This window comes from Rhizobium sp. YTU87027 (assembly GCF_050644135.1).
GTDB lineage: Bacteria > Pseudomonadota > Alphaproteobacteria > Rhizobiales > Rhizobiaceae > Rhizobium.
Genome location: NZ_CP098441.1, coordinates 326234 through 352948 on the forward strand (window position 1 = coordinate 326234; position 26715 = coordinate 352948).

The following is a 26715-nucleotide window of genomic DNA, read 5'->3' on the forward strand; positions in this document are numbered from 1 at the left end:
CGATAACCGTGTGCCCATTCTGGCAGGCGACCCACTGGTCGCAAGTTCGCCAAAGGCGATAGGCTGATGCACCCAAAGGGCCTTTGCTACCCCTTATGTGGGATGTCTGCGACGTTCGGAGTTTCTTCGGCGATGCACAAATCCCACCCAACAGGGGCTAAGTACTGGTGAACTACACCTTTTTGGCAAAGTGCCACGCCTGCGGTGACTTTATACTGTCTAAGGGAAGGCTGGACGGATGCGCGGGCCGGAAGAGGGGATTATCGATGTCAGAGAAAGTTGCTTTGATTGTTGGCGTCACCGGCCAGGACGGTGCGTATCTGAGCGAATTGCTTCTTTCCAAGGGCTACCGTGTGCATGGCCTGAAAAGACGCTCCTCGTCATTTAATACGGCGCGTGTCGATCATCTCTTTCACGATCGCTACGAACACAGCTCGCGATTCCATCTGCATTTTGGCGACCTGACGGATGGCACCAATCTGTGCCGTGTCGTACAGGACATCCAGCCTGACGAGATTTACAATCTTGGCGCCCAGAGCCATGTGAAGGTCAGCTTCGAAACACCTGAATATACAGCCAATGCCGACGCGGTCGGCGTCCTGCGTCTGCTTGAGGCGATGCGGATACTGAAGCTGGAAAGAACCTGCAGGTTCTACCAGGCTTCCACGTCTGAGCTTTTTGGCGGATTGGGCGAGGTACCGCAGCATGAGGGAACGCCGTTTTGTCCTCGTAGTCCCTATGGTGCCGCAAAGCTCTATGCCTACTGGATTACCGTGAATTATCGTGAGGCTTACGGCATTCATGCCTCAAACGGGATCCTCTTCAACCATGAGAGCCCCCTGCGCGGCGAAACCTTCGTCACGCGCAAGATTACGCGCGGTGTCGCGGCGATCGAGCGCGGATTGCAGAAGAAATTGCGGCTGGGCAACCTCAACGCCAAGCGCGACTGGGGGCATGCCCGCGATTACGTCGATGGTATGTGGCGTATCGTGCAACAGGAGACACCGGATGATTACGTACTCGCGACAGGCGAGACGCATACCGTGCGAGAATTTGTCGAGCGCGCCTTCAAGGCTGTGGACAGAGACATTGCGTGGGAAGGCGACGGCGTTGATGAGGTCGGTTTCGACCGTCGAAGCGGCGATCCTATCATCGAGATCGATCCTGTCTATTTCCGGCCGACAGAGGTCGATATTCTTCTCGGGAACCCGGAAAAGGCCAGGAAAAAATTAAACTGGCAGCATTCGATTTCGTTCGATGCCCTTGTATCCGAAATGGTCGAGGCGGATCTCAGAACAATCATGAAGGAGGAGGGCCGAAATGATTTTTACGGCTGAGGCAAACAGGCCTGCTTACAATCTCCGGGGTAAGCGAATCTGGGTTGCAGGTCACTCTGGAATGGTCGGCTCCGCACTCGTGAGACGGTTGCAGCAGGAAGACTGTGAAATCCTGACGGTTTCGCACCGTGAACTCGACCTCACCCGACAAAGCGAGACCGAAAACTGGATGCGGCGGAACCGTCCGGACGCAATTTTTGTCGCTGCCGCGCTTGCCGGCGGCATCAAAGCAAATGCGCAATATCCGGTCGATTTTCTCTATATCAATATGATGATCGCGATGAACGTCATCAAGACGGCGGCCGATATAAAGGTAGAAAAGCTTCTATGGTTGGGTTCGAGCTGCATCTACCCGAAATTCGCCGGCCAGCCGATCAGCGAGGATTCGCTGCTGACAGGGAGCCTGGAGCCGACCAACGAGCCTTATGCTATTGCGAAGATCGCAGGGCTGAAGCTGGTCGAGGCATGTGCGAAGCAATACGGTACGCAGGCGATTTCCGCCATGCCGACAAATTTGTATGGACCGAACGACAATTTTGATCTCGAAACTTCGCACGTCCTGCCTGCTCTTATCAGAAAGATCCATGACGCCAAAGTTGGCGGCGGGAGCACTGTCGAGCTCTGGGGTACTGGAGCGCCCCAACGCGAATTTCTCCATGTCGACGATCTTGCGGATGCCTGTGTTCACCTGATGGCGAGATATGCCGGTCCAAGGATAGTCAACATCGGATCCGGTAGGGAAATAACCATCCATGATCTGGCTATGCTTGTTGCGGCGGTTCTTGGTTACGAAGGACGCATTGTGTTCAACTCCGCCATGCCTGACGGAACGCCCCGCAAGCTGCTTGACAGTACCTATATCCGGTCAATGGGATGGCAACCGAAGATCGAGCTCGAGGCTGGTATCGGCGCTGTTTATGCAGCATGGCGCCAGCAAGCGGCTAATGTCTCGCAAGTTGCGTGACTTACAACTCGATACCCAGCCCGCTGCGCCGCGCAGAATAGATAGCCTCCCGCAAATCCGTTTGGACTTGCGGCATGCTTCATAGAGCCTTCGGTCGCGGTTGAGTTCGCGACGTGATCCGTTGCCGAAATCACAGCCAAAGCAGAGCGTTTAAGCTTTGACGGAAACGCTGAGCTGCTCCAGCTTTTAGATTTTGCGGAACTCGGTTGGAAAAACCGCTGAACACTCTTCATGGGATCGCATCTCAAATGCGTTGCGATCTAGTTTTCGGTTCCGCTCCGGTTCGCGATGGCCTGCACCGCGGGAACGAGCTCAACGCGAACGATATCGCCTGCGCTGAGGTCCGCATGTTCATCGATCGGCAGTTCCTTGTAGCCGCCATCAACCATGCGAACGACGGAGAACTTCGTTTTCACGGTTTCCTCGAGTCTGCTGACACGCTGTGCGGCGGCGCCGATTTCGGCCATCGTCTGAACCTTAGCGGTCATCTTCTTTTTCAGGCGCAGCATATCGACGGTGATTTCTAGCAATTCACCAGCGGCGTCGTTCTTTCGCTTGTCGTCGAGTTCTCGAATCCTGCGCTCGACTTCATTCTTGTTCTGGCGAGCGCGCGCAAGAAAGGATCCCGCTTCGAGGACTTGTTGATTCATTGCCAGCAGATCCCGCTTTTTTTCGCGCAAGGCGGCTTCAGAAGAGGCTCCTCTGCTGACCAGACCCTGTGATGCCTCCACGTCGAGCTGCGCCAGATTGAACTGTTCGTTTCTCAAACCCGAGCTCTTTTCGAGCATCGTGATTTCTTCCTCATAGTTGTGGCGCTGTGCCTCGAGATTTCTTCTGTCGCTTTCCAGGGTGGAAAGTCGCAGTTCAAAAAGGCTGCGTTCGGCAGCGATGACGCTTTGGATCGTAGCGGCATCGCGCACGCCGGTACTGGCTGCGTCTGCCGCGTATTCAAACGGTTTGCCATTAATTTCTGCTTCCAGCCGCACGCGCCTGACATCCTGCGACAATAGCTGAAGCGCAGTATCGTCGTATTCTTGCTGCGCAGCCACCAATTGTACCCCGGAGTCGAGAACCCGGTCGGGCTGCTGACGTAAACCACCGCCGAGGGCGAAAACCTCCAACGCGATCATTCCGGGTCGGAACTCGTACTTGCCGGGGTTCTTAACGTCGCCAAGGATAAAAACCGGCGCGTATTCCTTGACCGACACCGCAACGGAGAGATTGGGAATGTGCTCTCGCAGCGATGCGGTGATCGCGGCGCCAATCTCCTCCGTCGTTTTGTTCGTCACCGCTATGTTACCGAGAATCGGATATCCGATCGTGCCGTCCGTGCTTACGGGAAAGAGGCCGGTCAACTGCGCGTCGCCATAGGCGACGACAGACAGGACGTCGCCGGAAGTCACCTTGTATTGCTGCGGTTGCGCTATCACCGAGGTGGATGACAGAAACATTGCCAGCATCGGGATGATGCATATCGCCGACTTGAGCGACCTGGACTGGATTTGATTTCGTGCTGCAAGAAACACTTTCCGCTCCCGTGTCATACCCTGGCTGCGAGGGGCTTTACTTGATCGCCACTCCGCTTTCGACGGACGCCGCTGAGATATTGTTGATGAGGAGGCATCCCGGGTTGCGACGCTGTGGCTGCTTTTGAACGATAGGCGCTGTCGAACACGATCCCGGCTATGTTGCGATTTGCTGCCCGCAGCTTTTTGATGCATGCATCCAGATCCAGGATTCTCGTAAATTTCGGACGAACGACAAGAATGACGTCTTCGCAGAAGGAAGCGACACGCATCAGGTCGAAGCCATTGGAAGCACAAGGCATATCGATGAGCACCAGATCGTAGCGTCGCTTCATCTCCTGGATCAACTGAGCAAATCGTTGATTAGCCAGAATCGGTTCCGGTGCCTTGCTGTGCTGTGCCAGGATGAAATCGACCATCGATTTCGGATCGGATTGGATGGCATCGCCAAAAGGAAGGTCCTGGGTGACGATTTGATTGAGGTGGGCAGCGTTGGACACCTCAAACTGGTCTGCAAGGGTTGGATTTCGCAGGTTTGCTTCGATAACGATGGTCTTCAATCCCGTTGCAGCGACCAGCCGAGCGAGATTTGCTACGATATGAGACTTTCCTTTGCTGCTGGAAACCGGCGTAATCGCGATTGCACGCTTCATCCTTCCGGAGGGCGCTTCGGCATCGGCGAACAATCGCAGCTCCGATTGAATCACGGCCATGGCTTGGCCGAGAGACGAGTTATGATCATGAACAAGCGCCGAAGCATCCGCATTGTGCCCCAGCCTGATCCGCGGCACCTTCGCGATAACGGCAATGCCCGTCTTTGCCTCCAACGACTCCGCTGAACGCACCTTCCTGTCCGTAAAATGTCGGATAAAGGCGGCGGCAATGCCCCCGGTGAGGCCGAAGACGACACCAGCCAACGCCCATATGACAGGATTTGGGGTTGTCGGCTTCGGTGACGGTGTCGCTCGTGAAATCATCCGCGCTTCAGCGGTCGCGATGCCATCCTGTTCGATCGTCTGCTTGTACCGGGCCAGATAGCTCTCATATATCGCGCGATTTGCGCTGGCTTCGCGATCAAGCTGATCGGCATGGACGAGGCTCTGGCTGTTGGTCGTCATCGCGGCGCGCATCTCTTTGATGCTTTCCTCCAGACCTGCCTGCTGCCGTCGGTTTACCTCAATTTCATTGCGCAGACTTTCGATGACCCGCGCTACTTCTGTCTTGATTTGTTCCTGCAGGGAAACCAGTTGCGAGTTCAATTGTACAAGCTGAACGTTCTTTATCGCGCCACTTTGATCGATTTCGGTAATCGCGCGTTTGACACGCGCTTCCTCCGTCCTGAGTTGCTGGATCATCGATGAGGAGAGGACTTCAGAAAGTTCGAGATCGCTGCCGTTGCGCAGCCCGTCGACGGCCGTCGATAGCCGCGCTTCTGCGGCTGCAATCTTGCTGCGGAGTACAGTGAGTTCGTTGTTCAGCCCTGTAATCTGTTGTGATTGAAGAGTGGTGCCATCGGTTTTGACGATGCCGGCGGTATCACGAAAATCGGTTGCCAGCCGCTCGGATTCTTCCAGCTTGGTTCTGAGGTCAACCAGCTTCTCGCCGAGCCACTCGCTCACACGCCTGGTTGCCGAAGTTTGGACGTCGATCTGATAGTCGATATATGCTTCGCCGTAGGCATTAGCAGCCACGGATGCAAAATTGGGATCGGGAGCAATGAAGGAGATATAGATCGTGTATGAGCGGCCGTCATTTGCCACGTGAACGTTCGAAATCAGGTCGTCGACTAATGCCTCGTTTTCTGCGCTCCCTTCTTCCGGAGATGTGTCCTCGGCTTGTACGGAAACGCTTGGGCTCTGCCTGAGGCTGCCCTGTTTTGTACTCTCCACCCCGATGCCCAGGGCCGCCAATCGGCTCGCGACACGCTCTGCCATGGTACGCGAGCCGATGATGTCGAGTTCCGTACGAAGGACCGGGCTTTCCTGAGGAAGCGCAGAGACGACCGCCTCGATGGGTAGAGCCTGAAGTTTTCTGCCGTCGAGCGCCAGGATCGCTTCTGACCTGTACAGCGGCTTTGTCCTGAAATAGCCAATAGCGCAGACAGCCAGACTGAAGATTATGCAGGCCAGCAAGGTTCGTCTTCGGTCCCTCAATATCGAAAGGACGCGATACATATTCATTTCGCGGCCATCTGGCGGATCATGGGACAAAATCATGGACGTACACCGATGCGACTAAGTGGATCGTAGTTTTTCGCGAGAGTTCAAGTCGGCCGGTCGCCATCCCCGACACCACCTATCTTGCAAGCAACCTCCGTTCGGTTGGTCGCTCCCAGCTTCTTCATTATGTTTCGGATGTGAACCTTTACGGTGCTTTCGGACAGATCGAGTTCCAAAGCGATGTCCTTGTTCGCCATGCCACGTCGGAGGGCTTCCGCGACCGCCGATTGACGCTCGGTAAATCTGGATTTCGTGCTGACGGTTGAATTGACGCCGAGCAAAGCGCGCATATGCATGACGCTGCTTGCCGGGACGAATTTGCCGCCCGCCATCGCCAGCCCGATTGCCTGTACGCATACACCGATGCCGACAGAACTGGGGATGTATCCCTGAACTCCGAGTGCGATGGCATTGAGGACGTCCGAAAGGTTTTGATTTTCAGACACAACGACAACCGGCGTGGGTGTCGTTGCTGCCACCAGCTCGCGCATTTCCGTTTTCAGCCGACTGTTTTCCAGGCTGGCGTTCCCGGCATTGAATAGGATCGCCCGCGGCATTCCCGCGTCGCCTTGGGCCTCCTGCAATGCTGTCAGATCTGCAAATGTCATGACTTTCATGCCAAGACGATACACATTCAGCGCGTGAGCGAGGCACTCCCGCTCCAGCATGCGTCGATCGATAAGAGCAAGGTAGTCTACGCTGGCAGATTTCACCCGAGGAAAAGGAACCTGATCCTCGGCGGAAATGGCGGCCAGTATCTTCGATGCCCTCAGCATGTTCTGCGTATAATCAATGACTTCTTCGCCCATTTACCCCATACCCCTCGATTTGCCGTAGATACTCATGACTTGCTGCTACTGCATTTCGCGGCGACCGCGATCCCCTCAGGCCAGGAGAACTTTTCGGATCGTGAAGGCCTCTGCAAAACGTGCCGGAGCACGACATTCCATTCCCCTCAGTCGCGCAAGGCTTCGAAATGTGTCACCGTCGAACCAATCCTTCGATCTTTGTGTGGCAAAGTGCCGGAGAAGCAAAGCGACCTTCCTCTCCATGATGTCTGCAGTGAGCGGAACGTAGGCGTTTCGCTGGATCAGATCGCCATCCCATTTCGGGATTTCATATTCGAGAACCAAATGATTTCGAAACACGTTGGTCGTCAGCCGGTTGAGCTCGCGGTGGTCCTGATGCTCGTCCTCGCGGCTATGTGTAAAAATGATATCCGGAACGACCTTGTCACGAATGGCCAGCAGCCAGTTCTTGATTTCGCGGGTCTGGCTGGGAAAGAAGCTGTCCTCGAAGCCGGCGAGTTCTATCGACTGCGACTCTGCCTGCTCAAGGAATGCGCGCGCCGAACCTAGCGCTTCCTCGCCTCGATTTCCCGAGGCACTCAGGACGCACCAATGCACATCCAGCTTGACGCCTTCCGCCAACAGCCGCAGGATCGTGCCGCCCACGCCAATTTCGATATCGTCGGAGTGGGCGCCGATGCACAGGACGGATAACCGTTCTCCGAATTTGGCGAGTGACAGATTCTTCATAACAGCTTCGCCATTCTCCGATCAATTGACCTGCCGTGATACGTCCAGGGCATATCTCCCCGCTCGACCATCTCCTGAAGGGATTGCCAGTCACGAAGGGTGTCCATGGACCGCCAGAAGCCTTGATGTTTGTAGGCCATGAGCTTGTCTTCTGCGATCAGACGGGAGAAGGGCTCCAGCACAAGCTCCTCACCTTCGCGCATATAGTCGAAGATCTCGCCGCGCATGAGGAAGTAGCCGCCATTGATCCAGATGTCGGATCTGTCCGATGATCTGAATTCGCGCACTCGGCCGTCTTCTTCGATATCGGCGAGGTGATAGGTGAGGGGCGGTCGCACGGCGAGGAAGCAGGCGAGCTTGTCGCTAGCCTCAAAGCGGGCGATCATGTCATCCAGGTCGACGTCGGTCAGCCCATCGCTATAGTTCGCCAGGAAGATCTTTTCATTCTTGACGTGATCACGCACAGCCCAGAGCCGCTCGCCGATATTGCGCCAGATACCGGTATCGATCAGCGAAACGCGCCACTCCCTATGCATCTCGCCCAGCAATTCGACCTGGCCAGAACCCGAGACGACGCAATCTGAGAAGGCCTGGGGCTTGGTGTTCAGGAAGAAGTCTTTGATCACATTGGCTTTGTAGCCGAGACAAAGAATGAATTCATCGTGACCGTAATCCGAATAATATTGCATGACGTGGCGCATGATCGGCTGCGAGCCCAGCGGGATAAGCGGCTTCGGAATGCTCTCGGAATACTCGCGGATCCGGGTTCCCATGCCACCGCAAAAAAGGACGACTTTCATTGCTGGCTCTCCGTTGGATCGATGACGGTCACGTGGGGGATTGCAACGATGAATTTCCCGCCCCAGTCGCCGATATGTCTCATCTGCTTGACGATCTCATCTTTGAGATTCCAGGGCAGGATGAGCACGTAATCTGGTTTATGCGCGTCGATTTCATTGACCGGTCTGATTGGTATGTGCATGCCAGGCGTGAAACGACCGTGCTTGTAGGGGTTGCGGTCGACCGTGAAGTCGAGAAAATCGGTGCCTATTGCGCAATAGTTGAGAAGCGTATTTCCCTTGCCGGGCGCGCCGTAGCCGCAAATGGTTCTGCCTGCGTCCTTCAATTGGATAAGGTAGGAAAGCAGGTTGCGTTTCTTCATACGCACCGCTTCGCCGAAAGATGTATAGGTTTCGACCAGGTCCAGGCCTGCCTTGAACTCGGACATCCGCAGGGCATCGACGCGTGCCTCCCGATGTATGTCTTCTTCTCTGTGGCAAAGGTAAATGCGCAGCGAGCCGCCGTGTGTCGGCAGCTCCTCGACATCGAACACCTTGAGGTCATGACGCCGGGCCATCTTCTCGATCGTCATCAAGGAGAAGTACGAGAAGTGCTCGTGGTAGATCGTATCGAATTGGCTTTCCGCAATTAGCGTCGCGATATGGGGGAATTCTAGGGTGATCACGCCATGGCGTTTAAGAAGAATCTTCATCCCGGCAACAAAGTCGTTGAGATCCGGGACCTGTGCCAGGACATTGTTGCCGACGATGAGATCTGCCATTTTGCCTTCAGCGACCATTTCGCGGGCAAGCGATCTTCCGAAGAAGCGTGTTACAGTGGGCACGCCTTTTTCGATCGCAACCTTGGCGACGTTGATTGCCGGCTCTATACCGATCACCGGTATGGCCTTCCGCACAAAGTGCTGCAGGAGATAGCCGTCGTTGCTGGCAAGCTCGACGACAAGGCTTCCCGAGTTGAGACCGAAACGATCGGTTGCCATGTCGCAGTAGCGACGGGCATGCTCTACCCAACTGTCCGAATAGGAGGAAAAGTATGCATATTCCTCGAATATGTTCTGCGGGCTGATATGCTCCTCGAGCTGAACCAGAAGGCACTCGCGGCAGACAAAGGCATGGAGGGGATAGTAGGCTTCCATATTGCCTATTTCCGCCGCCGGTACGAAACTTTCGCATGGCGGCGACATTCCGAGGTCTACGAAAGTGTCTTGCAGAGCCACGCCGCAGAGCCGGCAAAGCCGGGCGCTGCGAACGGCAGCCGTCATCGATGAGCTCTGACTGGCCTGAAGATTCATGCCCCCGTCCCCTACATGATCGAAGATGACTTTATCGCGGACCTGAAGAGCCCGTCATGGTTGGCAAAGTATCTGCGGGGAACAATTAAAACGATACCGTAATAGGGATATCGTCCAAAAGCCGTATGAATTCTCACTTGTTTGAGCAATAACGCAAAGGTATACTGTTAATGATTTAATATTACTGTAAGTAATTGTTCTCAGTTGACTTGTATTGAAGTACTGTCTGGTTAATATCCTGCAAGTGTTTGGATTTTGCTCGTGATCGGATACGTTTCAGGAATTGGTCAAGGATCGAATGCGTTTCAACAAGATGAGAATCGAGGGCCTTTGGATCGTCGAGCCCACACCATCGACGGACAGTCGTGGTTCGTTTGCGCGAACCTTCTGCAAGGAGGAGTTCGCTCAACACGGGCTCATCCAAGACTTTGTCCAGCACAGCTATTCGCATTCGCGCCAGAAGCATACGATTCGAGGCCTTCATTTCCAGAAAAGGCCGTATGAGGAAGACAAGCTTGTCTCCTGCACACAAGGCGCAATATGGGATATCGCAGTGGATCTAAGGCCAGAATCTCCAACCTACCTCGAGTGGGCAGGTGCGGTGCTCTCCAGCGAAAACCGGGCGCAGTTCTATATTCCGAAGGGTTTTGCCCACGGCTTTCAATCACTCACCGATGATGCCGTGGTGTCTTATCTGATATCGACGCCATATGAGCCCACGGCCGCCAGCGGCATACGTTTTGACGACCCGGCTGTAGGCGTCAGTTGGCCCGCAGATCCCACCGTCATGTCCGACAAGGATAAAAGCTGGCCGCTCCTGCGCGCATGCGATCCGGTCTAATTTTCTGCGGGGCCGAGGTCTGCAAGCAACCCCGCATCCCTCAGCCTTGCAGCTGCCTCCGAGATCTCCGAAAACACCATGCTTGCTCGCTCGGCGATATCCAGCAGCGAATGCTTGCCATCGGCCAGGTTCAGCACCCATAGGTAAGCCATTGTTTTCACGGTGTTGGTTTTGTGACCGCCCACCGTCGCAAAGAGTCCGCGCTTGCCAAGCTGTGGTTCGCCTTTGGGCGACAGATTGAGAGGAATCCAATTGCCCTCGAGCGCATCGATCACATCGATCAGCATCTGGAATGATGAGGCAAGATGTTCAGGGCGTATGAAATCCAGATCGTCCGCTGATGTGTGATACTGCGCAAAGGTCCCGAAAGCGCTTCTTTGCAAAAGCCCAACCGGCATATTGAAGCCCGGCGAACAAAACTGCCTCTCATCGTAGCCGTAAGGACTGAAGTCCTGAACGGTCATCAGCGTTTCAGCACAGGATATCCGTGCCATCAGGCGATCTATGATCGCGTTTCCCCGACGGCTTTTTTTGTAGATCGGTCCGCCTCCGTCGCCAATGCAGGATACGACCAGGCCATGGTCGATGCTGCCGAGGCGATCTTCGTTCCGGAAGAGCCAGGTGAGCGATCCGATCGTGCCTGGAGCAAAGAGAAAGCGGTAGCTGTAGCGCGTGTTCCTACCCCGCAGAAGCTGAGCCAAGTGAGTCAATACCGCAAGCCCCGAGCAATTGTCGTTGGCAAGCGATGGATGGCAAATATGGGCGGATAGCAGAACTTCCCTGCCACTCGTTCCTCGATGGAGAAACTCCCCATAAGACAGATGCCCATCGGCTTTCGTCGAGTCGATAACGACTTGATAATCGCCGTCAGCCAACTCAAGGAACTGGCTGTGCGACATGCAAAACGCCCAGTCGTCGATATAATAGGCTGTCTTGTAAGGGATGAGGTCAGGTTGCGCCGGCAGCGTATAGATATGCTCCTTAAGCTCACTCAGCGGCATGACCTTTCGAACATTCCGGCTGTAGCTCATGACATGAAGGTTTGTACGCGCGAAATCGACGACTTTTCGGCCGGCAGCATCCCTTATATATGCATCCCTTATGTTCCATTCGGGCGGAACGACCCAGTCGAAGACTTTTGTGCCTGTCGCTACCTCGTGGAGTTCGATATCGACATATTCGCGCAGAATGTTGATGGTCTCACGAACACCGCTGCCGGTAATGCTGCGGCAGATCGGAAAAAGGCGGCTGGCGAGAGCGTAGATAGCTGGGCCTATGCTCTCGTTGCTGTCTGCTAGGTGGTTGGCTCGGGGTGGCACAGCAGAGTGCATGCCGCAGACCTATTCTGCCGCAGCGGCGGCGACCTGTGGGCGCAGATTTTCATCCAACGCGTGATTGGCAAGGAGTTGCTTGAGCTGGGCGATCCGCTGATAACGGGGCCCTTCAAATTCAGCAAGCGTCAGGCCGGTGCTGGTATAGGCGTTGTAAAGTTGAGCGGCACCGGCAGCTGCATCCCAGGTCGGCTTGAAGGCCGGAAGAAGGCGGTTAATCTTGCTGAAATCAACTCTGTAGGACCGTGTATCCGGACTGGCGTCGGCGGCGAAGGCCAAATGACAGTCAGGGACGGTCTTGGCGACGATTTCGGCAATCTCCCTGATCTGATAATTGTGCGCTGCCTGGCCGACGTTGAAAGCCTGATTGTGAACCACGGCAGTAGGTGCCTCAAGGGCGGCCAGAAAAGCCCGGGAAATATCCTCGATATGTACGATAGGCCGCCAAGGTGTGCCGTCAGATTTGAGCAAGATCCGGCCTTCGGTTACGGCCCAGGCAACCAGATTGTTCAGTACGATGTCGAAGCGTAGCATCGGCGAGAGGCCATAGGCGGTCGCGGGGCGCATATAGGTCGGAGAGAAATCGTTGTCGGCGAGATGCGCAATGTCGCGTTCGGCTAGAACCTTCGATGTTCCATATGCGGAAACGGGTTTGAGCTCCGCGGTTTCGTCGACGAGACCTTCTCCTGCAGCACCGTAGTTGCTGCAGGACGAGGCGAAGAGAAAGCGCCTCACTCCTGCCTGCTTGGCCGCTTTGGCAACGCTCACGCTGCCGCGGTGATTGATTTCATAGGTGATCTCTGGATTGAGGTTGCTCAACGGATCATTCGAAAGGGCAGCGAGATGGATGACGGCGTCGAAGCCCCTCAGATCCGATACCGACACGTCCCGCACATCCTTTTTCACACCGGGCACGGCGGGCAGATCGCCGCCGGGTGCATAGTGGCAGCGATGATACAATTCGCAATCGTAACCATGAACTTCATGGCCTGCCTGGCGCAGGATTGTGACCATGACGGATCCGATGTAGCCGCGATGTCCGGTAACCAATACCTTCATTGTCTTTGCCTTTTCTGGGTTCGGGGCCTGTGCCTGGGCACATTGGCGTTTCGTCTTGGTGGCACGCATCGCGCCGATTGGCATCGAGCGCGGTATCAATGGGCTAGATGCGGCGGCATCCAATTCCTCAGCATCAGCCGGATCCGGTCAGGCGTGACGCGCGATTGGTAATTGCTCTGTCGGGGGCGGATGGTTGAAGCGGCGGAACACGACCTGCGACGCGCGCCCGACGAGATACTTTTCGACACCGTTTTCAATGGCAAGCTTGTAAACGCGAAGGGCGCCATCGAACGCATCGATCGTGCGTATGATGTCCTCGTCGGCATGGGTGTAGCTCACCACCAGGGAGGGAGCCAGAATCCCTCGCCGAATAATCTCCTGCAGGAACAGCGTGCGAAATGCCTGCGAGGGCGTTCCATCGACGTCGCGCGTCGTGTAGCTGAGGCAGGCGGGGTGACCGACAACGGAAAAGAAGTTCTGCAGCTCGTGCGCACTAATAAGTTGCTCAATTCCGCTCTGGAGCGACTTGCCTTGTTGCACCAAGCGCTCGATCACGGGCTCCTGCCGATAGACATGCATCGTGGCCATCGCGGCCGCCATCGCATGCGTCTCCGCGCCGTGTGTCGTCGAGAGGAGAAAGACGCGAGGCAGAAATGCCTGGTCGATACCACCCTGTTCCATGAACTCGCGTTTGCCGGCAAGTGCGGAGATTGAGAAACCATTGCCGAGCGCCTTGCCGAAACACGATAGGTCGGGTGTGACGCCATAGAGTTTCTGTGCTCCGCCGACATGCCATCGAAAGCCGGTAATCATTTCGTCAAAAATAAGCAGCGCGCCGTTTTCGTGGCAGAGCTGCTGCAGCTGTTGCAGAAAATTGTCTCTGGGGTTTTCGCCCCGCGTCGGCTCCAGCATGAATGCGGCGATCTTGCCAGGATGGGCTTGAAACAGCCTGCGTGCGCTTTCAAGATCGTTGTATTTGAAGCCAAGGGTAAGTTCACGAACGACAGCCGGAATACCGGCATTCATCTCCGTCGCTCCGATAAACCAGTCGTCGGTCGAGAAGAATGGATGGTCCTCGCAACGTGCGATCAGGTCACGCCCAGTGACGGCACGGGCCAGCCGCATGGCACCAGACGTGGCGTCCGACCCGTCCTTGCAAAATTTGACCATGTCCGCGGTTGCGATGGTTTGAAGAAACGCCGTCGCGCATTCGACCTCGATCTTCGACGGACGGGTGAAATTGCAGCCGAATTCAAGTTCGCGCCGTACCGCGTCCAGCACCGGCGCGTAGGCATGACCGAGCCCTACAGCGCGATTGCCCATGCCATATTCGATGTATTCGTTGCCATCGACATCCCATACATGGCAGCCGCTCCCTCTGGCGATAAAGCCAGGGGAAAGGATAGGATATTGATCGTCACCTTTCGCATAGGTATGGGCGCCGCCGGGGATAAGCGCTTTGGCGCGTTTGCGAAGATGGTCGGATATCTCAAAATTCTGAATGAAGCCGTTCACCTGCGCCCTCGGTCCGTTCAATTGACGTCGGGCCAGTATGGCAAAATTGATGCTTCGGATCATTCTCGCCGTTTGGCGTGTCAGGCTAGCCTAAAGGCTTAGAAGGCGAAATCACATGTCCTGAAAATCGCAGATCGTATCATCCTGCGTGGAGGCTGAGCTTTGCCCTTCGCTCGTCCTTTACGCAGAATGGACAAGTCTAAGGGCAAGCCCGTCCGGGGCGCCATGCTATGCAGACAATCATCATTAGCAATCAGTTGAAGAGGTCGCCCAGTTTGAACATGACCTCGGTCCGGTTGCTGGCATTGAGCTTCTTCATAATGTTGCGGACATGAACCTTCACCGTGCTTTCGCGCAGTTTGAGTTCATAGGCGATGATCTTATTGGGCTTGCCTCGGCTAAGTGCATCGATCACCTCCTCTTCGCGAGGTGTGAAGAGTTCGGCGCGTTGACGCTCCTTGTGTTCAGCGGTCGCAACAAGTTTATGCAGATCCGTCAGGATTTCCGCCGAAATAAAGACCCCTCCCGCCAAAGCTAGTCCGATCGCCTCGACGCAAATGGGCAGCCCGATTGCGGACGGTATATAGCCTTTGACGCCGGCTTCCAGGGCCAGAATCACCTGTCTCAGATCGTTATTTTCCGAAAGGATGACGACCGGGATATTCGGAAACTGGCCGACCAGTTGCCGGATCTCTTCGACCATCTTCTTCTCAGAGAATTCCCTGTGGCCAGTGTTGATCAAGATGCCTGCGAAGTCGTGCTCGGGCAATTTGAGCCAATCATTGATCGAGGCGAAGAGCCTTATGTCCAAATCGAGTCCGTGGGCAATCAGACTCTGGGCCAAACGTTCTCGCTCCAGTGCGTGATCGTCGATGATGGCGAGTGTGTTCGCGTTATGGGTCTCCGCCGCCGATTTTTTTATTGTCCTCGATATGACGTGAAATCGGTCCGTTTGGTGAAGTTGTGATTGGTTTTTCCCGTTGACCATGCCAGACATTAGCATCCCCTATGCTTGTACGCCGCCACCCTTTAATGCGTTTGATGACACGCTTCCCAGTTTCCCGAGGTGCAGTTGCCAATGCGATCGGTCAGGCAGTAACGGGTCCGTCGACAGTATTCTGTACAGCCGCATGGCTTCATCAGGGAGCCATTTTCGGATTTCCGTTGCGATGCCTACATTTATCCTCAGTTGTGGATCTTCTTGAGGTTTCCCATAGTGAGATGGAATTCCTATAGCACCATTCTTCAGAAATATTGAATATAAAATTTAATTACGTACCATATACGTTCAGAGGTGATATAGAATCTGTCGATAACCGTATGATATTTGAGTTAATCTATTTTATAGGCGACATTATACTGAGTTATTAAGACGAGTTAAATCGATTGGGTAAACGAGCACGAACCGTTGTGGCGCAAATAACAAAAACGATTCAGGTCGTTGATGAGTATTGATCTTCGTTGAGATATATTATCGCGGATACTTCATCGCTCAAGACTGCAAAATTAAGTATAAATAAACACGTCTCGGCAGGTTTTTGTGGAGGTCCATTTCTACGCGGGGCCGCAGACCATAATCGCTCCCTCGTCGCCTCGTTCGCCGGAATGGGAGCCGCTCAAAAAACCAGCAATTCGGGGAAAATCCGATGATCGTGAAGTGTAGAACGGTTATGGGAGGCTCGCAGAAGACACGGGCCATTGATCTTGCCCAGCAGACGCAGGACCTAGAGCCCGTCCGTTTTGATCGAGGTCATATCCGGCTGCCGCGAAGTAGTTGGCGCATTCCTGTGGCTCGAAGAGTTTGACGATCTCGCCGACTGTATTCCCGCTTGCGATCCAGGCATTTACCGTCGAAATCCCGATCCCAAACCGCGACGCAACGGATCGCGCAGACACCCGCCTGCAGATACCGCCAGAACACGACTGCGAAGATCATCGCTCAATGCACGTGCCATCACTACCTCCAGATTCGAAGGCGCAGGGAATCACGGCAAATGCGGCTGTCATCCACATTCCGATTCCGCGTTTAGCGGACGTGCTCTAGGCCGGCAGCCACTCTTCACGACATCGCATGCGATCGAAGACAAAATGGGGAAGGTGGCCTTTCGTATAATTGTCTTAGTCCGAATGGACGGCGTCTGCATTCTGCTTCCCTCGAAGGGGGACAGCCCTCCGCCAAGCATCCATCTATGGCGCAGAGATGAAGCGGCTATTGTTTCCGATATCGCAAACGATTGCGCAGTGAACGATAGCGCGACTTTCGAAAGAGAATGCGGTGAGGTTTGCATATTTCGCTCTGCCACACATCGGCGGCACATACTCTGTCTTCAAGCAACTGAGGCATGGCCTAGCCGATTTTGGCATCGATGTTGGTTGGCTGGCGCAGGGCACCGGGCAGACGCTAACGCCTGACTTGCGCGACGAGATGGCGTTTGGAACACTTCTCAATACGCCCGATACGCTTGACGAGCGGACGTGTGCTCGATGCCTTGCTGCGGCGATTGAAAGCCGGGGCTATGACGGCGTTTTCATCAATGTACTCGGCGATCGCATGCAGACGAATATCGCGCGCTATCTTCGAGAGGATATTCTGCGCATCATGATCGTGCACAATATTACCCCCGGCACTTATGCGGCTGCGACTTCCATTCGTAATTATGTCCACGCGACCGTCGGCGTGTCGGAGCGTTGTCGCAGCGATCTCATTGCCCGCCACGGCTTTTCACCAAAGTCCACGTTCACAATTCCGAACGCGCTCGACAGGTCGAAATTTGCTCAAGTCGAGCGCAAGCCGTCTGCGCAATCGCCTATGCGCGTGCTCTTCCTCGGCAGGATCGAAGACGCTTCCAAAGGAGTGCTGTGGCTCCCACCCATTCTTGAGGGCTTGCCCAATACCGTTATGCTGACCATAGCCGGCGACGGACCGGACCTTCCAAGATTGAAGGCAAGGTTCAGTGCTGCGCACAACGCGCGCGTCTTCTATGAGGGGGCCGTCAGTCCGCATAAGGTTCCCGAACTGGTCGCGCGCCACGACGTGCTCATTATGCCCTCGCGTTTCGAGGGATTTGGGATGACCCTTATCGAGGCGATGGCAGCGGGATGTGTCCCTGTCGTATCGAACATTCGTGGCGTTACGGATACGATCGTTCATGACGGTCAGGATGGCCTGCTTTTCCCGGTCGGCAATTATGGGCAGGCGGTTCGGCTCATTGCCGGTCTTGAGCGTGATCGCAGCTTGCTGGCTCAGATGTCGGCTGCGGCGAGGCGAAAGGTCGCCGAGAGGTTTTCATCTGATGAAATGGCACGTCGATATTACGAGGTCATCGGATCGATCAAGGCCGACAGTCAAACTCTTTCGCCCCCCCTCGATCTCAATGGCTGGTCTTTGCCACCAGGTTTGCGTCCTGGCCTGAGGACCTATATTCCGGGTCCATTGAAGAATTGGCTGCGCGTCATGCGGGAGAGGCTGTAGGCCGTCATGCTACGGTCCTGTTCGGCTAGATGCACTCAAGGAAATCCGGCGTAGCTCATCGAACCAGTGACACCCAGCAGCGCCATATCGCGGCGACTTTCATCGCTGCCGCATGGCCGCCGATCGCTGTTGCATAGAGAAAAGGGCGACCGACGAAGGTGAACTCGGTTCCGAGCGCAAGTGCTTTCAAAACGTCGGTTCCGCGGCGGATGCCACCGTCGACCTTCACGGTCGCCTTGCTGCCGACCGCCTCGGCAATCCTTGGCCGGACGCGCAGGGGCGATATCGCAGCATCCAGCTGACTGCTGATGCCGCCGGGCTAGAGCTTCGAAATCGTCGAGCGATGGCGCGTTGCGAAGGCGTCGGGACGTATCTGTCGTCTCTGTCCGGTTCGGCATTTTCGTCATTGGTCAGTTCCGCCCTGGACCGATACTCGACACACCAATTGTCCCGCCATCGGCGCATTATGCATCTGACGGAACCTGATGCGCGTGTCTATCGACGCGACGGTGGAGGGCATAACTCTTCCCTATTCTCCAACGGAGTTACGCACGAACTTTCTGGCCGGCCAAACGCCTCCGCCGCGCCTCGCCTCGCGTGTTGACAACGGAATTGGCGCCTCTCTTCTCCTTAAGCATGAGCCAGCTAAGCCCAAATCTAACCCTGCATCAATAAGGTGAAGGTTGGAGATCCAACCTAACGCCTTACCAATAAGGTGAATGTTGGATATCGATTTTGCGAATATGCCGGTGCAGGCCCCCTCTTATATTGTCGTCAAAGCATTGTGCACCGTCCAAGTGCCTTGGGCGTGGTTTTGGCGTGGCCGAGGGGGGCTGATATGGAAGTAGTGATAAGCAATATCTCAATCTTCGTATTGTGCGTTGCCCTTATCGTCGTCTTGCGTAGAGCCTCAGTCGCGCTCGCTCTGGTGGATCTTCCCGATGCCCGCAAACAGCATATCGGTGCGGTTCCGTTGTGCGGTGGTATTGCGATCTTTACGACTTTTGCTGTGGTCAACTTTCTAAGCGGTCACATGCATGCGTTCGGTCTGAATTTCTGGGTCGGACTGTTTGTCGTCGTCGCGGTTGGTACTCTTGATGATCGTCACCCGCTACCGGCCTCGCTGCGCCTCATTATGCAGTTTCTGGTGGCCGCGATTTTGATCGGAGGACTGAATATCGGGCAGATTTCGTCTGCCGAATTTGCACCGGGCGTGGCAGCCTGGGCAGGGGCTCTCATCGTCGTCGTCGGGCTCTGCTTCATCGCCGGTCTCATGAATTCGTGGAACATGATTGACGGCGTTGATGGACTGGCGGGCGGAGCGGCGGTTGTCGCATTGATATGGCTCATGCTGGTCGCTGAAGTGAAGGACATGGGCGAGCTGATACTGCCGTTCGAGCTCTTGCTGACAGGCCTTTGTGGTTTTCTGATCTTCAATATGCGGAGCCCGTGGCGAACGCGCGCGAGCATCTTTCTCGGTGACGCCGGCAGCATGGCACTTGGGGCGACAATCGCTTACGGCATTCTCTTGCTTGCATCCGACACATCTCCGGCTCCTTTTATGGCACTCTTGTGGATCGTCATCATTCCGGTGACAGATACTTTAAGCTTGATGATCCGGCGTGTCCTGGCAGGTCGCAGCCCGATGTCAGCCGATCGCTGGCATCTGCATCATCTCCTTCTCGACGCCGGCTATACGCCGATGGCGACCACCAATATCATACTGGTGGCATCGGCCGTCTGCGGAGGCATCGGCTATCTCGGAATTCGCACCGATGTCCCGGAAATAGTGATGATGGCCGGTCTGGTGATCCCGGTTGGAATTCACACGCTTTTCGTTACGATCGCCAGCCGCTCGATTGCCAGACTGCGAACTGTCTTGTCGAAAAGCCGTGGTTCGGTCGGAGATGCTGCAGCGGGCGACAAGCCACAAACTGTCATCATGCCGCGCAAGACCAATGTGAAGATTTGAAGTTGCGAGTGTTCCATGGATTGCTTCGTTGTCATTGCGTTGACCGCCACGATCTTCTGATTGCTCGCGCGGGGAATGCTGCGACGGCAGCGCATCTATGAATGCCCGTTTCCGATCGGGTCCATCAGCAGGGGGGCGATGATGAAAGTATTGGCGTCGGTTGTACTTGCATCGCTTGTCGCTTTGACGCTGATCGGGGTGGCGGTTGCCCAGCGTGGAACCGGCAACGCGGCTACTTTCCACGATGCGGCGTTACGCGGCGCCTTCTCGGCGGAAGAAGCCAGGGGTCCGGGTGACTTCGGCATGCCTGTTCCAACTCCGGAAGCGCCCTTGCCCGAGGGAGCAGATTCTTTCAATCCTCCATTGTTTCGCGTCAGCAGATCGTCGCCCGCGATTGCCGAGTTCTCGAGGACAGCAGACCGCAATGAGATCGTCTCGATGACCGGCGTGGAGCTGGATCGTTCGTCGAATTTTGAGATTTTCTCTCAGGCGCCGTCCGCGGTAAAAGGGGAAGTTACCGCCGTCAGCCCCCTGCGCGCCGATAAGACTGCCGCGACAGTTCTGTTGCCCGTCTCTCTACCAGAATGGTCGATGTATCTCATCTGGCCTAACAGAAATGGGGACCGCGGTCAGCCTATTGCCATCAATCGCACTGAGGCGTGGTGGCTTGGGCCGAACAAGGGAACACCTGGGACCCTCATTTCCGTCTATGGGCGCAACCTTACCCGCGGCAACGGAACGTCGCTATCCTATTTATATATCAAGCCACCCGGTGGCAGCGGCAGCTATGTCAAGCCCGTCGCGGTCAACCCCTTTAAGGTGGACTTTCCGATTCCGGACATGCCGGCCGGCTCCTATGAGGTTTGGATACACAATAGCCATGGCGGCCGCTTCGGCTGGAGCGGTCCACTGAAGCTTGATATTCTCACCCGATCACCGTGGGCGGATCAGAAAAGCAATTTGCTGAATGTGAAACGTTTCGGCGCTGCAGGCGACGGCATCACTGACGATACGGCGGCATTGCAGCGGGCTCTGGAGGCAGCAAAGACCGCTGCACCCGCGACCGTTTATTTTCCCGCAGGAACCTACCTTGTAACCTCTTTCCTGACGGCACCCGGTAATGTTGGATGGGCTGGCGATGGCATGAATATGACGGAGATCCGTCTTGATCGTAGCATTGACCACAGCATGATCGAGATCGCCGGCGAAAACGTACAATTCGAAGGGCTAACTGTTAACGCAAATCGCAAGACCGGTAAGCAGGTCTTGATGCAGGTATATTCGGCCAAGGATCTTCGGATCGCCTCCGTCAAGCTCAATGCGTGGGGTGTGGCGGCGCTGGAGGCCAACGGCGCCTCAGGTCTCTACATAAGCGACTCCGAGTTGGTGGAAAATGGCTCGTTCTACGGAAGCAGTAGGCAGGTCTTCTTGTCCGGCAATAAGTTCCGGATGACGGGCTATGGTGAGTCCGTGGCGGCTTTGTGGGGAGGTCGCGATTTTTCCATGGTTGGCAACGAGCTTTCAAATGCCGATGAGAGCCAGGACGACGGCCACGGTATTGGCCGCTTTTTTGTCGGCCAAGCGCATTTTGGAAGTCTGCGCAATCTCTACTGGGGCAACAACACGTCGCGAAACGCCGCGCCGCATGATTGCGACAAGGTCGATTGCAACAAAGGTGAACAGATCTGCTTTGAAATAGTCGGCAGCAAAATCAAAAGCGATTTTGTGACGGCAACAGCAGATACCGTATCCTTCAAATCGCTCTCGGATTTGGGTGAGGTAACGCCAGGCGGCCAGGACCTCGTTGTGGTCGGTGGCAGGGGTGCTGGTCAGCATCGGCATATCGTTGCCTCCGCCGATTCAACCGTAACGCTTGATGCTCCGTGGAATGTCGTTCCTGATCAGACCAGCCGCTTTGCACTGGCGGCAATCGCGTCAAGGGTCGCGATTTACGACAACAATTTTGATGGACGCTCGACCTACAGCGAACATGATTCCGATTCCACGAGCGTTCTGCTTTTTGGGAACGTTTATGACGCGGTCGTCGATAACAACCGCATTTCCAGGATGCGGCATGGAATGATGACTATCGCACTCGACCCGACGCTTGGTCTTGCCCCATACTTCCTGCAATATTCAAACAACACCGTCAGCGACAGCAACAGTGGTCTCTATGTGGGGACGACGTTCGCGGACTCAGGTAACTCAGGTATTTGGGGTGGCCTTGGCAATGTCTATCGCAATAACAGATTTGAGAACCTCACCCACATTGGAGTCGAATACGAAACCTGGGCGCACGACGGTTCGGACTACAACGGCACCGTATTCGAGCGAAACAGCTTCAAGAATGTCCCCTATGGCTTCGTGGACGCCTACCAGTTGATTTGGACCTATGATGGTCGGTTCAAATCTGCTCCGGGCAGTCATTCAATGAAGGTGAACACCATTCTCCATGAGAACGACTTTGATCGAGGCTCAGCCGCTGCTCACGGGAGTGTCGGCTTTGTCACGCGCCACCCTTCGAATAGTTGGCTGAATATCGGCTCGACATGGAAGGATTTCGCCTCAGGCAATGACGGACCCATAGTCACCAAGTCTCTTCCCGATTGACGGTGCGAAAGCTTTTGCCGGCGAAGTTGGGCAGCTGGCCGGCAAATTGGCCTGCAAACTCGCCAACGACCCGTGTTTACGCGCCCGCAAAAAGCATCGTCGCGACTCGTATTCGCAGCCTCTTCGAGGAGCTGGCACCCAGCGGCGGGACAGCGGCAATTTTCAATGGCCCGTTTGGCTGAGTCCGAGCCCAGCCTACGCCAAATGGCTCACTTGTCCCCCAATCCGAATACCACATAATGCGCGTGAAGGTTGGTGAGGGCGACAATCGGGGCACATCGCTGAGGATCTCGGCATAGTTGTCCCCCCCGCCGCAAATAGATTTAACCCCGGCGATGCCTGCCTGCAGTGCGAGCGTTCGTCGCCGGACAAGAATCCTGTAACAGAATCAAGGATCTCGTTCGATGGGGACTGTTCGCCGTGCCTTCTTTATGGCGACGCTGGATCAATACTGCCAAATTGTCATCAGCGTGGTATTGATCGCAGTTCTCTCCCGGTTGCTCGACTCTACCGCGATCGGTGTCGCCGCCATCGGCCTGAGCATCGGGACCATCGCATTCACGGTGCGCGAGTTTGCGACATCGGAATTCCTGATCCAGCGCGAACAGCTCCAGCCGGTCGATGTCAGAACGGGGACGACTCTCGTTTTCGGCTTGTCGACCATCATTGCAGTCGGCCTTTCCGTTTTGTCGCCCTTCATCGCGTCGTTCTATAGCCTTCCTTCACTGCAGGCATTCATCTGCCTGGTGGCGGTTTCAGGCGTGATAGACGGGCTGGTCAGTCCCCACACCGCGTTGCTGCGTCGAGAAATCGAATTCGGTTCGCTCACGCGCATCAATGTTGCCGGTGCTGTTGCGAATGCGATCGTGGCACTGGTTGCGGCATGGCAGGGCTACGGCTTCATGAGCCTGGCGATCGCCGTGATTGCGGCGTCGGCCGTTAGGGCTGTCCTGACACTCCATGCCAAGCCGGAGATATGGATGTTTCGCCCCTCCCTTGTCGGCAGCAGGTCCATCTTTGGCTTCGGTGGATACAAGGGTGCTTCGTCGGTTCTTGACCGCGTGTATGAATCGCTGCCGCAGCTGGTCCTGGGGCGTATCATGCTTCCGTCGGCCGTCGGTATCTTCAACCGTGCCAATCTTGTCTGTGGTCTTCCCGATAAACTCATGCTGTCGGCGGCCTTTTCCGTCGCGTTTCCTGCGTTCGCCGCCGAAGTGAGGGCCAAGCGTGCCATCAAGGAAACCTACCTGAGGATGGTCAGCTACATCTCGGTTCTCTTCTGGCCATCGTCCCTGATGCTCGCGATTCTGGCCGATCCCATCGTCAATATCGTTCTCGGACACGGTTGGCTGCCGGTCGTGCCGATCCTGCGGATATTGTGCTGCGCGACCATATTCTCGTTCGCCAATATCCTGACCTATCCCGTGCTCGTCGCCTTCGGAGCAAACAGGGATGCGTTCACGGCGAATTTCGTGGGGCGGGGCGTTTCGACTGTGGTCATCTGTTTTGCAAGCTTTCACGGGCTTGTCGCACTGGCGCTGAGCCAGTTCATCTCGCTGCCGTTCCAGATGTACATCTCCTTTCGCTACATCCGGCGGCGCGTTCCGTTCGAATGGAAGGGATTGCTCGCCGTTCTTGCCAGAAGCGGCGTGATTACGCTGATGGCGATCGCAGGTCCCCTCATGATTGTCGCGCTGAGCGGCTTCGACTTCGGCCTTTCGCTTGCTGAGAGTGTGCTTTGCATTCTTCTCGCGGCGGCTGGATGGATGACCGGCATTATCGTCTTTCGACACCCTCTGCTCGATGAGCTGCCGGCGATCCTGGAAAGAATGTTTGGGCGGTGGATTCGAAAACCCAGCGCAGCGGCGTAACGCGTGAGTGGAGTGTCATGCCCAGCCTTGATGTCGCCATCCCGAACTACAATTACGGTCATTACCTGGAAGGCTGTGTCCGCAGCATACTTCGACAGAAGATCGAGACGCTGCGTGTCTTGATCATCGATAACGCATCCACGGACGACAGCGCCCAGATTGCACGGAGGCTCGCCGCGGCGGACCCGCGGGTAGAGCTTCGCCTGCGCTCGCAGAACCTCGGCCCTCACGCATCCTTCAATGAAGGCATCGATTGGGCGCAATCGGATTATTTTCTCATCCTTTGCTCCGACGATCTGCTGACGCCGCATGCATTGTCAAATGCGGTGGGCATCATGGAGCAATATTCTCAAGTGAACCTGACCTATGGAGAGGCTTTCTTCCTGAAGCCGGAAGATGTCGATACACGGGTGATCGATCTGCAGCCCGCGACATGGTCCGTCGAAGAAGGGACCGCCCTGATCGAAAGACTGTGCAGGAGCGGCGGCAATCCGATCAGCGGCCCCACGGTCGTGGTTCGCACCGCCATCCAGAAAGCTGTCGGCCACTACAATCCGAGCCTTACCCACACTGACGATCTGGAAATGTGGTTGCGCATAGCGGCCAGGGGCAAGGTGGCGCACACGAGCAGCCACCAGGCGATCGCCAGAGTGCATTCCTTCAACCAGTCCTCCTCCGTCAAGAACACTCACCAATGGAACCTGCAGTTCGAAGCCGCCTACCGCTCCTTCTTTCGCGGAGACGGCGCCTCATTGCACAATGCTTCGGATCTGCTGAGGATGGTGAAACGTGCGCTGAGCAACCGATCCTACGGTTCCGCCCTTTCCAGCCTGAGCCGCGGCGAGCTTGGCGCCATGGAACTCCTGCTGCACGCGATCCGGCTGCGGCCGGCCGCTGCGGTTTTTCCTCCGGTGCGCTATCTGGCGGTGAAGATGCTGCAGGATCGGGCGCTCAAGAGACATGCCGTTTTATCAGCCAAGGGCTCGTGAATCGCTGCCGATCGGGCTTGGGCGTTTTCCTCTCGCGTTGCGCGGCGCAAGCAGGCGTCCCGTCAGAAGCTCGTCTTGCTCGGCAAGGCTTTTCTGAACCCGGTCGTTGCCGTCTGCAATCTGCTTCCGGATATCATCGAAATTGGCCAGTATCTGGTGGAGCTGCAGCTTGAGCATGTCCAGATCGAACGTCTCGATGTGCTGGCAATACTGATCCTGCGAGAACTCCGCCAAGAGGTCGTCGTTCTTTTGAGCGTATCCGAGTGAAACGATCGGTCGGCCGAGTTTCAGCGAGCAGACGACGTTATGGTAGCGCGAGACAATCGCGACATCGGTTTGTTCGATTTCGCGCATGAGATCGTGCAGAGTTTCGCCGAGCCCGACGGCCACATGGTCGAGCGCGCTTTGTCCATCCATGTCCTTAATTTTCTTCATCAGGTCGTGGACAGCGATCTGGTCGCGCAGATCGCCGGTCAGCAGGCGAATATCGTAACCTTCGCCTGCAAGCCAGATGACGAACTCTGCAAGCTTGCCAATATAGGTCCGATAAATCGCGTTCCCATCACGGCTCGATTTGGCCCAGCCCCGATAATGCATGACACCAACGCCGACGGTGCGGTGCGGCCCCTCGGTGACCCGGGCTGTCTTCGGTGCCGGCAGGCGGAAGGCGATGTCCGGAAATCGGAAATCCTGAGCGACATCCATGCCGATTTTTTCGAGGTATCGGCGAGAGAAATCGTCACGGTAGGATCGGTACTTGGCGGTTTGCGCGGCGGTTCTAAGGAAGAATCGGCTGAGCGGATGCGAGATCGGGCCGGCGCCGATGCTGACGAAGGCGACGGGAACGTTACGCAGCCTGGCGGCCATGCACCATCGGAAGATGACGAACGGCCATCCCCAGGGCGTCTCCTGATAGTCATCAAGGATCCCCGTTCCCGGTATGATGATGAGGTCGAGCACTTTGACCTGTTTGAAAAGGGACCTGATGCGTGCGAGCCGATGCGGTACTCTTCCCAGGATGCGGTTCAACCTATCCGCCCGCGGACTGCCGGAGATCGTGCCGCTGAGACCGACGGAGAGAATCCCGTATTTTTTCCTGACGAGATCCGGATTGGAACAGATGCAAAGGAGTTCCGCTTCAGGGCAACGCTCGCGCAGCAAATTCAACATTGCTTCGAGGGAACCGTCGTTACCGCTGTTTCCACTGCCGAACTGGCCGAATAATCCGATTTTCATCGAAGCTCCTGCGTTGCTAGCCAACGACAAACGTGCGGGCGACAGGGGTGAGCGGCCGAATTCAGGCCTGCAGGCATAGATCGCCTGTTACCGCAACAACTATGGAAGAAAGGCCTGTCGATTGCCACCTAGCCGTTGGTAGG

20 protein-coding genes and 2 pseudogenes are annotated in these 26715 nt (G+C 55.8%); 8 read left to right on the forward strand and 14 right to left on the reverse strand.

Annotation, left to right across the window (positions count from 1 at the left end; genetic code table 11):
- Positions 1 to 266: 266 nt before the first annotated feature.
- Positions 267 to 1337, forward strand: a complete 1071-nt coding sequence (gene gmd / locus NBG89_RS20340) for a GDP-mannose 4,6-dehydratase (RefSeq protein ID WP_431323940.1) — start codon at positions 267 to 269, stop codon at positions 1335 to 1337.
- Positions 1321 to 2301, forward strand: coding sequence for a GDP-L-fucose synthase family protein (locus NBG89_RS20345; protein WP_431323941.1), 981 nt, complete (start codon positions 1321 to 1323; stop codon positions 2299 to 2301). Before gmd ends, NBG89_RS20345 begins: the two co-directional genes overlap by 17 nt.
- 260 nt (positions 2302 to 2561) lie before the next feature.
- Here NBG89_RS20345 and NBG89_RS20350 read toward each other — a convergent pair whose 3' ends face one another.
- The 7 genes and pseudogenes from NBG89_RS20350 to NBG89_RS20380 all read right to left on the reverse strand — a co-directional run bounded on the left by NBG89_RS20350 (position 2562) and on the right by NBG89_RS20380 (position 9676).
- A complete protein-coding gene (locus tag NBG89_RS20350) occupies positions 2562 to 3509 on the reverse strand; it encodes an SLBB domain-containing protein (protein ID WP_431324589.1) in 948 nt (315 codons plus the stop codon).
- A gap of 51 nt (positions 3510 to 3560) precedes the next feature.
- A pseudogene (locus NBG89_RS20355) lies at positions 3561 to 3845 on the reverse strand (polysaccharide biosynthesis/export family protein); the annotation flags it as partial.
- On the reverse strand, positions 3842 to 5959 hold the full coding sequence (locus NBG89_RS20360) for a GumC family protein (protein ID WP_431323942.1): 2118 nt from the start codon (positions 5957 to 5959) through the stop codon (positions 3842 to 3844). The pseudogene NBG89_RS20355 and the gene NBG89_RS20360, both read right to left, overlap by 4 nt.
- 131 nt (positions 5960 to 6090) lie before the next feature.
- Positions 6091 to 6855 (reverse strand): LuxR C-terminal-related transcriptional regulator, encoded by a 765-nt coding sequence (locus tag NBG89_RS20365; protein ID WP_431323943.1) that lies wholly within the window; start codon positions 6853 to 6855, stop codon positions 6091 to 6093.
- Between the two features lie 75 nt (positions 6856 to 6930).
- Positions 6931 to 7584 carry a PIG-L deacetylase family protein gene (locus tag NBG89_RS20370; RefSeq protein WP_431323944.1) on the reverse strand — a complete coding sequence of 218 codons (654 nt, stop codon included), beginning with the start codon at positions 7582 to 7584 and terminating at the stop codon, positions 6931 to 6933.
- A complete protein-coding gene (locus NBG89_RS20375) occupies positions 7581 to 8384 on the reverse strand; it encodes a sugar phosphate nucleotidyltransferase (RefSeq protein ID WP_431323945.1) in 804 nt (267 codons plus the stop codon). The genes NBG89_RS20370 and NBG89_RS20375 overlap by 4 nt, the downstream gene beginning before the upstream one ends.
- The gene (locus tag NBG89_RS20380; protein ID WP_431323946.1) at positions 8381 to 9676 is read right to left on the reverse strand and encodes a methyltransferase domain-containing protein; all 1296 of its coding nucleotides are present in this window, start codon (positions 9674 to 9676) and stop codon (positions 8381 to 8383) included. The genes NBG89_RS20375 and NBG89_RS20380 overlap by 4 nt, the downstream gene beginning before the upstream one ends.
- Before the next feature lie 298 nt (positions 9677 to 9974).
- On the opposite strand from NBG89_RS20380, the gene rfbC reads away from it, so the two are divergent.
- The gene (rfbC, locus tag NBG89_RS20385) at positions 9975 to 10517 is read left to right on the forward strand and encodes a dTDP-4-dehydrorhamnose 3,5-epimerase (RefSeq protein ID WP_431323947.1); all 543 of its coding nucleotides are present in this window, start codon (positions 9975 to 9977) and stop codon (positions 10515 to 10517) included.
- Here the strand turns inward: rfbC and NBG89_RS20390 are convergent.
- The 5 genes and pseudogenes from NBG89_RS20390 to NBG89_RS20410 form a co-directional block, all read right to left on the reverse strand.
- Positions 10514 to 11848 carry a DUF4910 domain-containing protein gene (locus NBG89_RS20390; RefSeq protein WP_431323948.1) on the reverse strand — a complete coding sequence of 445 codons (1335 nt, stop codon included), beginning with the start codon at positions 11846 to 11848 and terminating at the stop codon, positions 10514 to 10516. The genes rfbC and NBG89_RS20390 overlap by 4 nt on opposite strands.
- Before the next feature lie 9 nt (positions 11849 to 11857).
- Positions 11858 to 12907, reverse strand: a complete 1050-nt coding sequence (locus NBG89_RS20395; RefSeq protein ID WP_431323949.1) for an NAD-dependent epimerase/dehydratase family protein — start codon at positions 12905 to 12907, stop codon at positions 11858 to 11860.
- A gap of 147 nt (positions 12908 to 13054) precedes the next feature.
- On the reverse strand, positions 13055 to 14422 hold the full coding sequence (locus NBG89_RS20400; RefSeq protein WP_431323950.1) for a glutamate-1-semialdehyde 2,1-aminomutase: 1368 nt from the start codon (positions 14420 to 14422) through the stop codon (positions 13055 to 13057).
- A 253-nt stretch (positions 14423 to 14675) separates the two neighbouring features.
- Complete coding sequence (locus NBG89_RS20405; RefSeq protein WP_431323951.1) at positions 14676 to 15419, reverse strand: LuxR C-terminal-related transcriptional regulator; 744 nt, start codon at positions 15417 to 15419, stop codon at positions 14676 to 14678.
- A gap of 830 nt (positions 15420 to 16249) precedes the next feature.
- Positions 16250 to 16377: pseudogene (locus NBG89_RS20410) on the reverse strand (IS630 family transposase); the annotation flags it as partial.
- 320 nt (positions 16378 to 16697) lie between these two features.
- On the opposite strand from NBG89_RS20410, the gene NBG89_RS20415 reads away from it, so the two are divergent.
- A complete protein-coding gene (locus NBG89_RS20415) occupies positions 16698 to 17894 on the forward strand; it encodes a glycosyltransferase family 4 protein (RefSeq protein WP_431323952.1) in 1197 nt (398 codons plus the stop codon).
- Positions 17895 to 17949: 55 nt separating this feature from the next.
- Here the strand turns inward: NBG89_RS20415 and NBG89_RS20420 are convergent, their stop codons facing one another.
- On the reverse strand, positions 17950 to 18204 hold the full coding sequence (locus NBG89_RS20420; RefSeq protein ID WP_431324590.1) for an alpha-hydroxy-acid oxidizing protein: 255 nt from the start codon (positions 18202 to 18204) through the stop codon (positions 17950 to 17952).
- Positions 18205 to 18732: 528 nt separating this feature from the next.
- Between NBG89_RS20420 and NBG89_RS20425 the strand changes: the two genes are divergently transcribed.
- From NBG89_RS20425 to NBG89_RS20440, 4 genes are all read left to right on the forward strand, one after another.
- Positions 18733 to 19866 (forward strand): MraY family glycosyltransferase, encoded by a 1134-nt coding sequence (locus tag NBG89_RS20425; protein ID WP_431323953.1) that lies wholly within the window; start codon positions 18733 to 18735, stop codon positions 19864 to 19866.
- A 138-nt stretch (positions 19867 to 20004) separates the two neighbouring features.
- Entirely contained in the window at positions 20005 to 22476 is a 2472-nt protein-coding gene (locus NBG89_RS20430) for a glycosyl hydrolase family 28-related protein (protein ID WP_431323954.1), read from the forward strand.
- Positions 22477 to 22880: 404 nt separating this feature from the next.
- Positions 22881 to 24347, forward strand: a complete 1467-nt coding sequence (locus NBG89_RS20435; protein ID WP_431323955.1) for an oligosaccharide flippase family protein — start codon at positions 22881 to 22883, stop codon at positions 24345 to 24347.
- A complete protein-coding gene (locus NBG89_RS20440) occupies positions 24317 to 25336 on the forward strand; it encodes a glycosyltransferase (protein ID WP_431323956.1) in 1020 nt (339 codons plus the stop codon). Before NBG89_RS20435 ends, NBG89_RS20440 begins: the two co-directional genes overlap by 31 nt.
- On the opposite strand, the gene NBG89_RS20445 is transcribed toward NBG89_RS20440, so the two are convergent.
- A complete protein-coding gene (locus NBG89_RS20445) occupies positions 25319 to 26572 on the reverse strand; it encodes a polysaccharide pyruvyl transferase family protein (protein ID WP_431323957.1) in 1254 nt (417 codons plus the stop codon). The two genes, NBG89_RS20440 and NBG89_RS20445, sit on opposite strands and share 18 nt — an antisense overlap.
- Between the last annotated feature and the right edge of the window lie 143 nt (positions 26573 to 26715).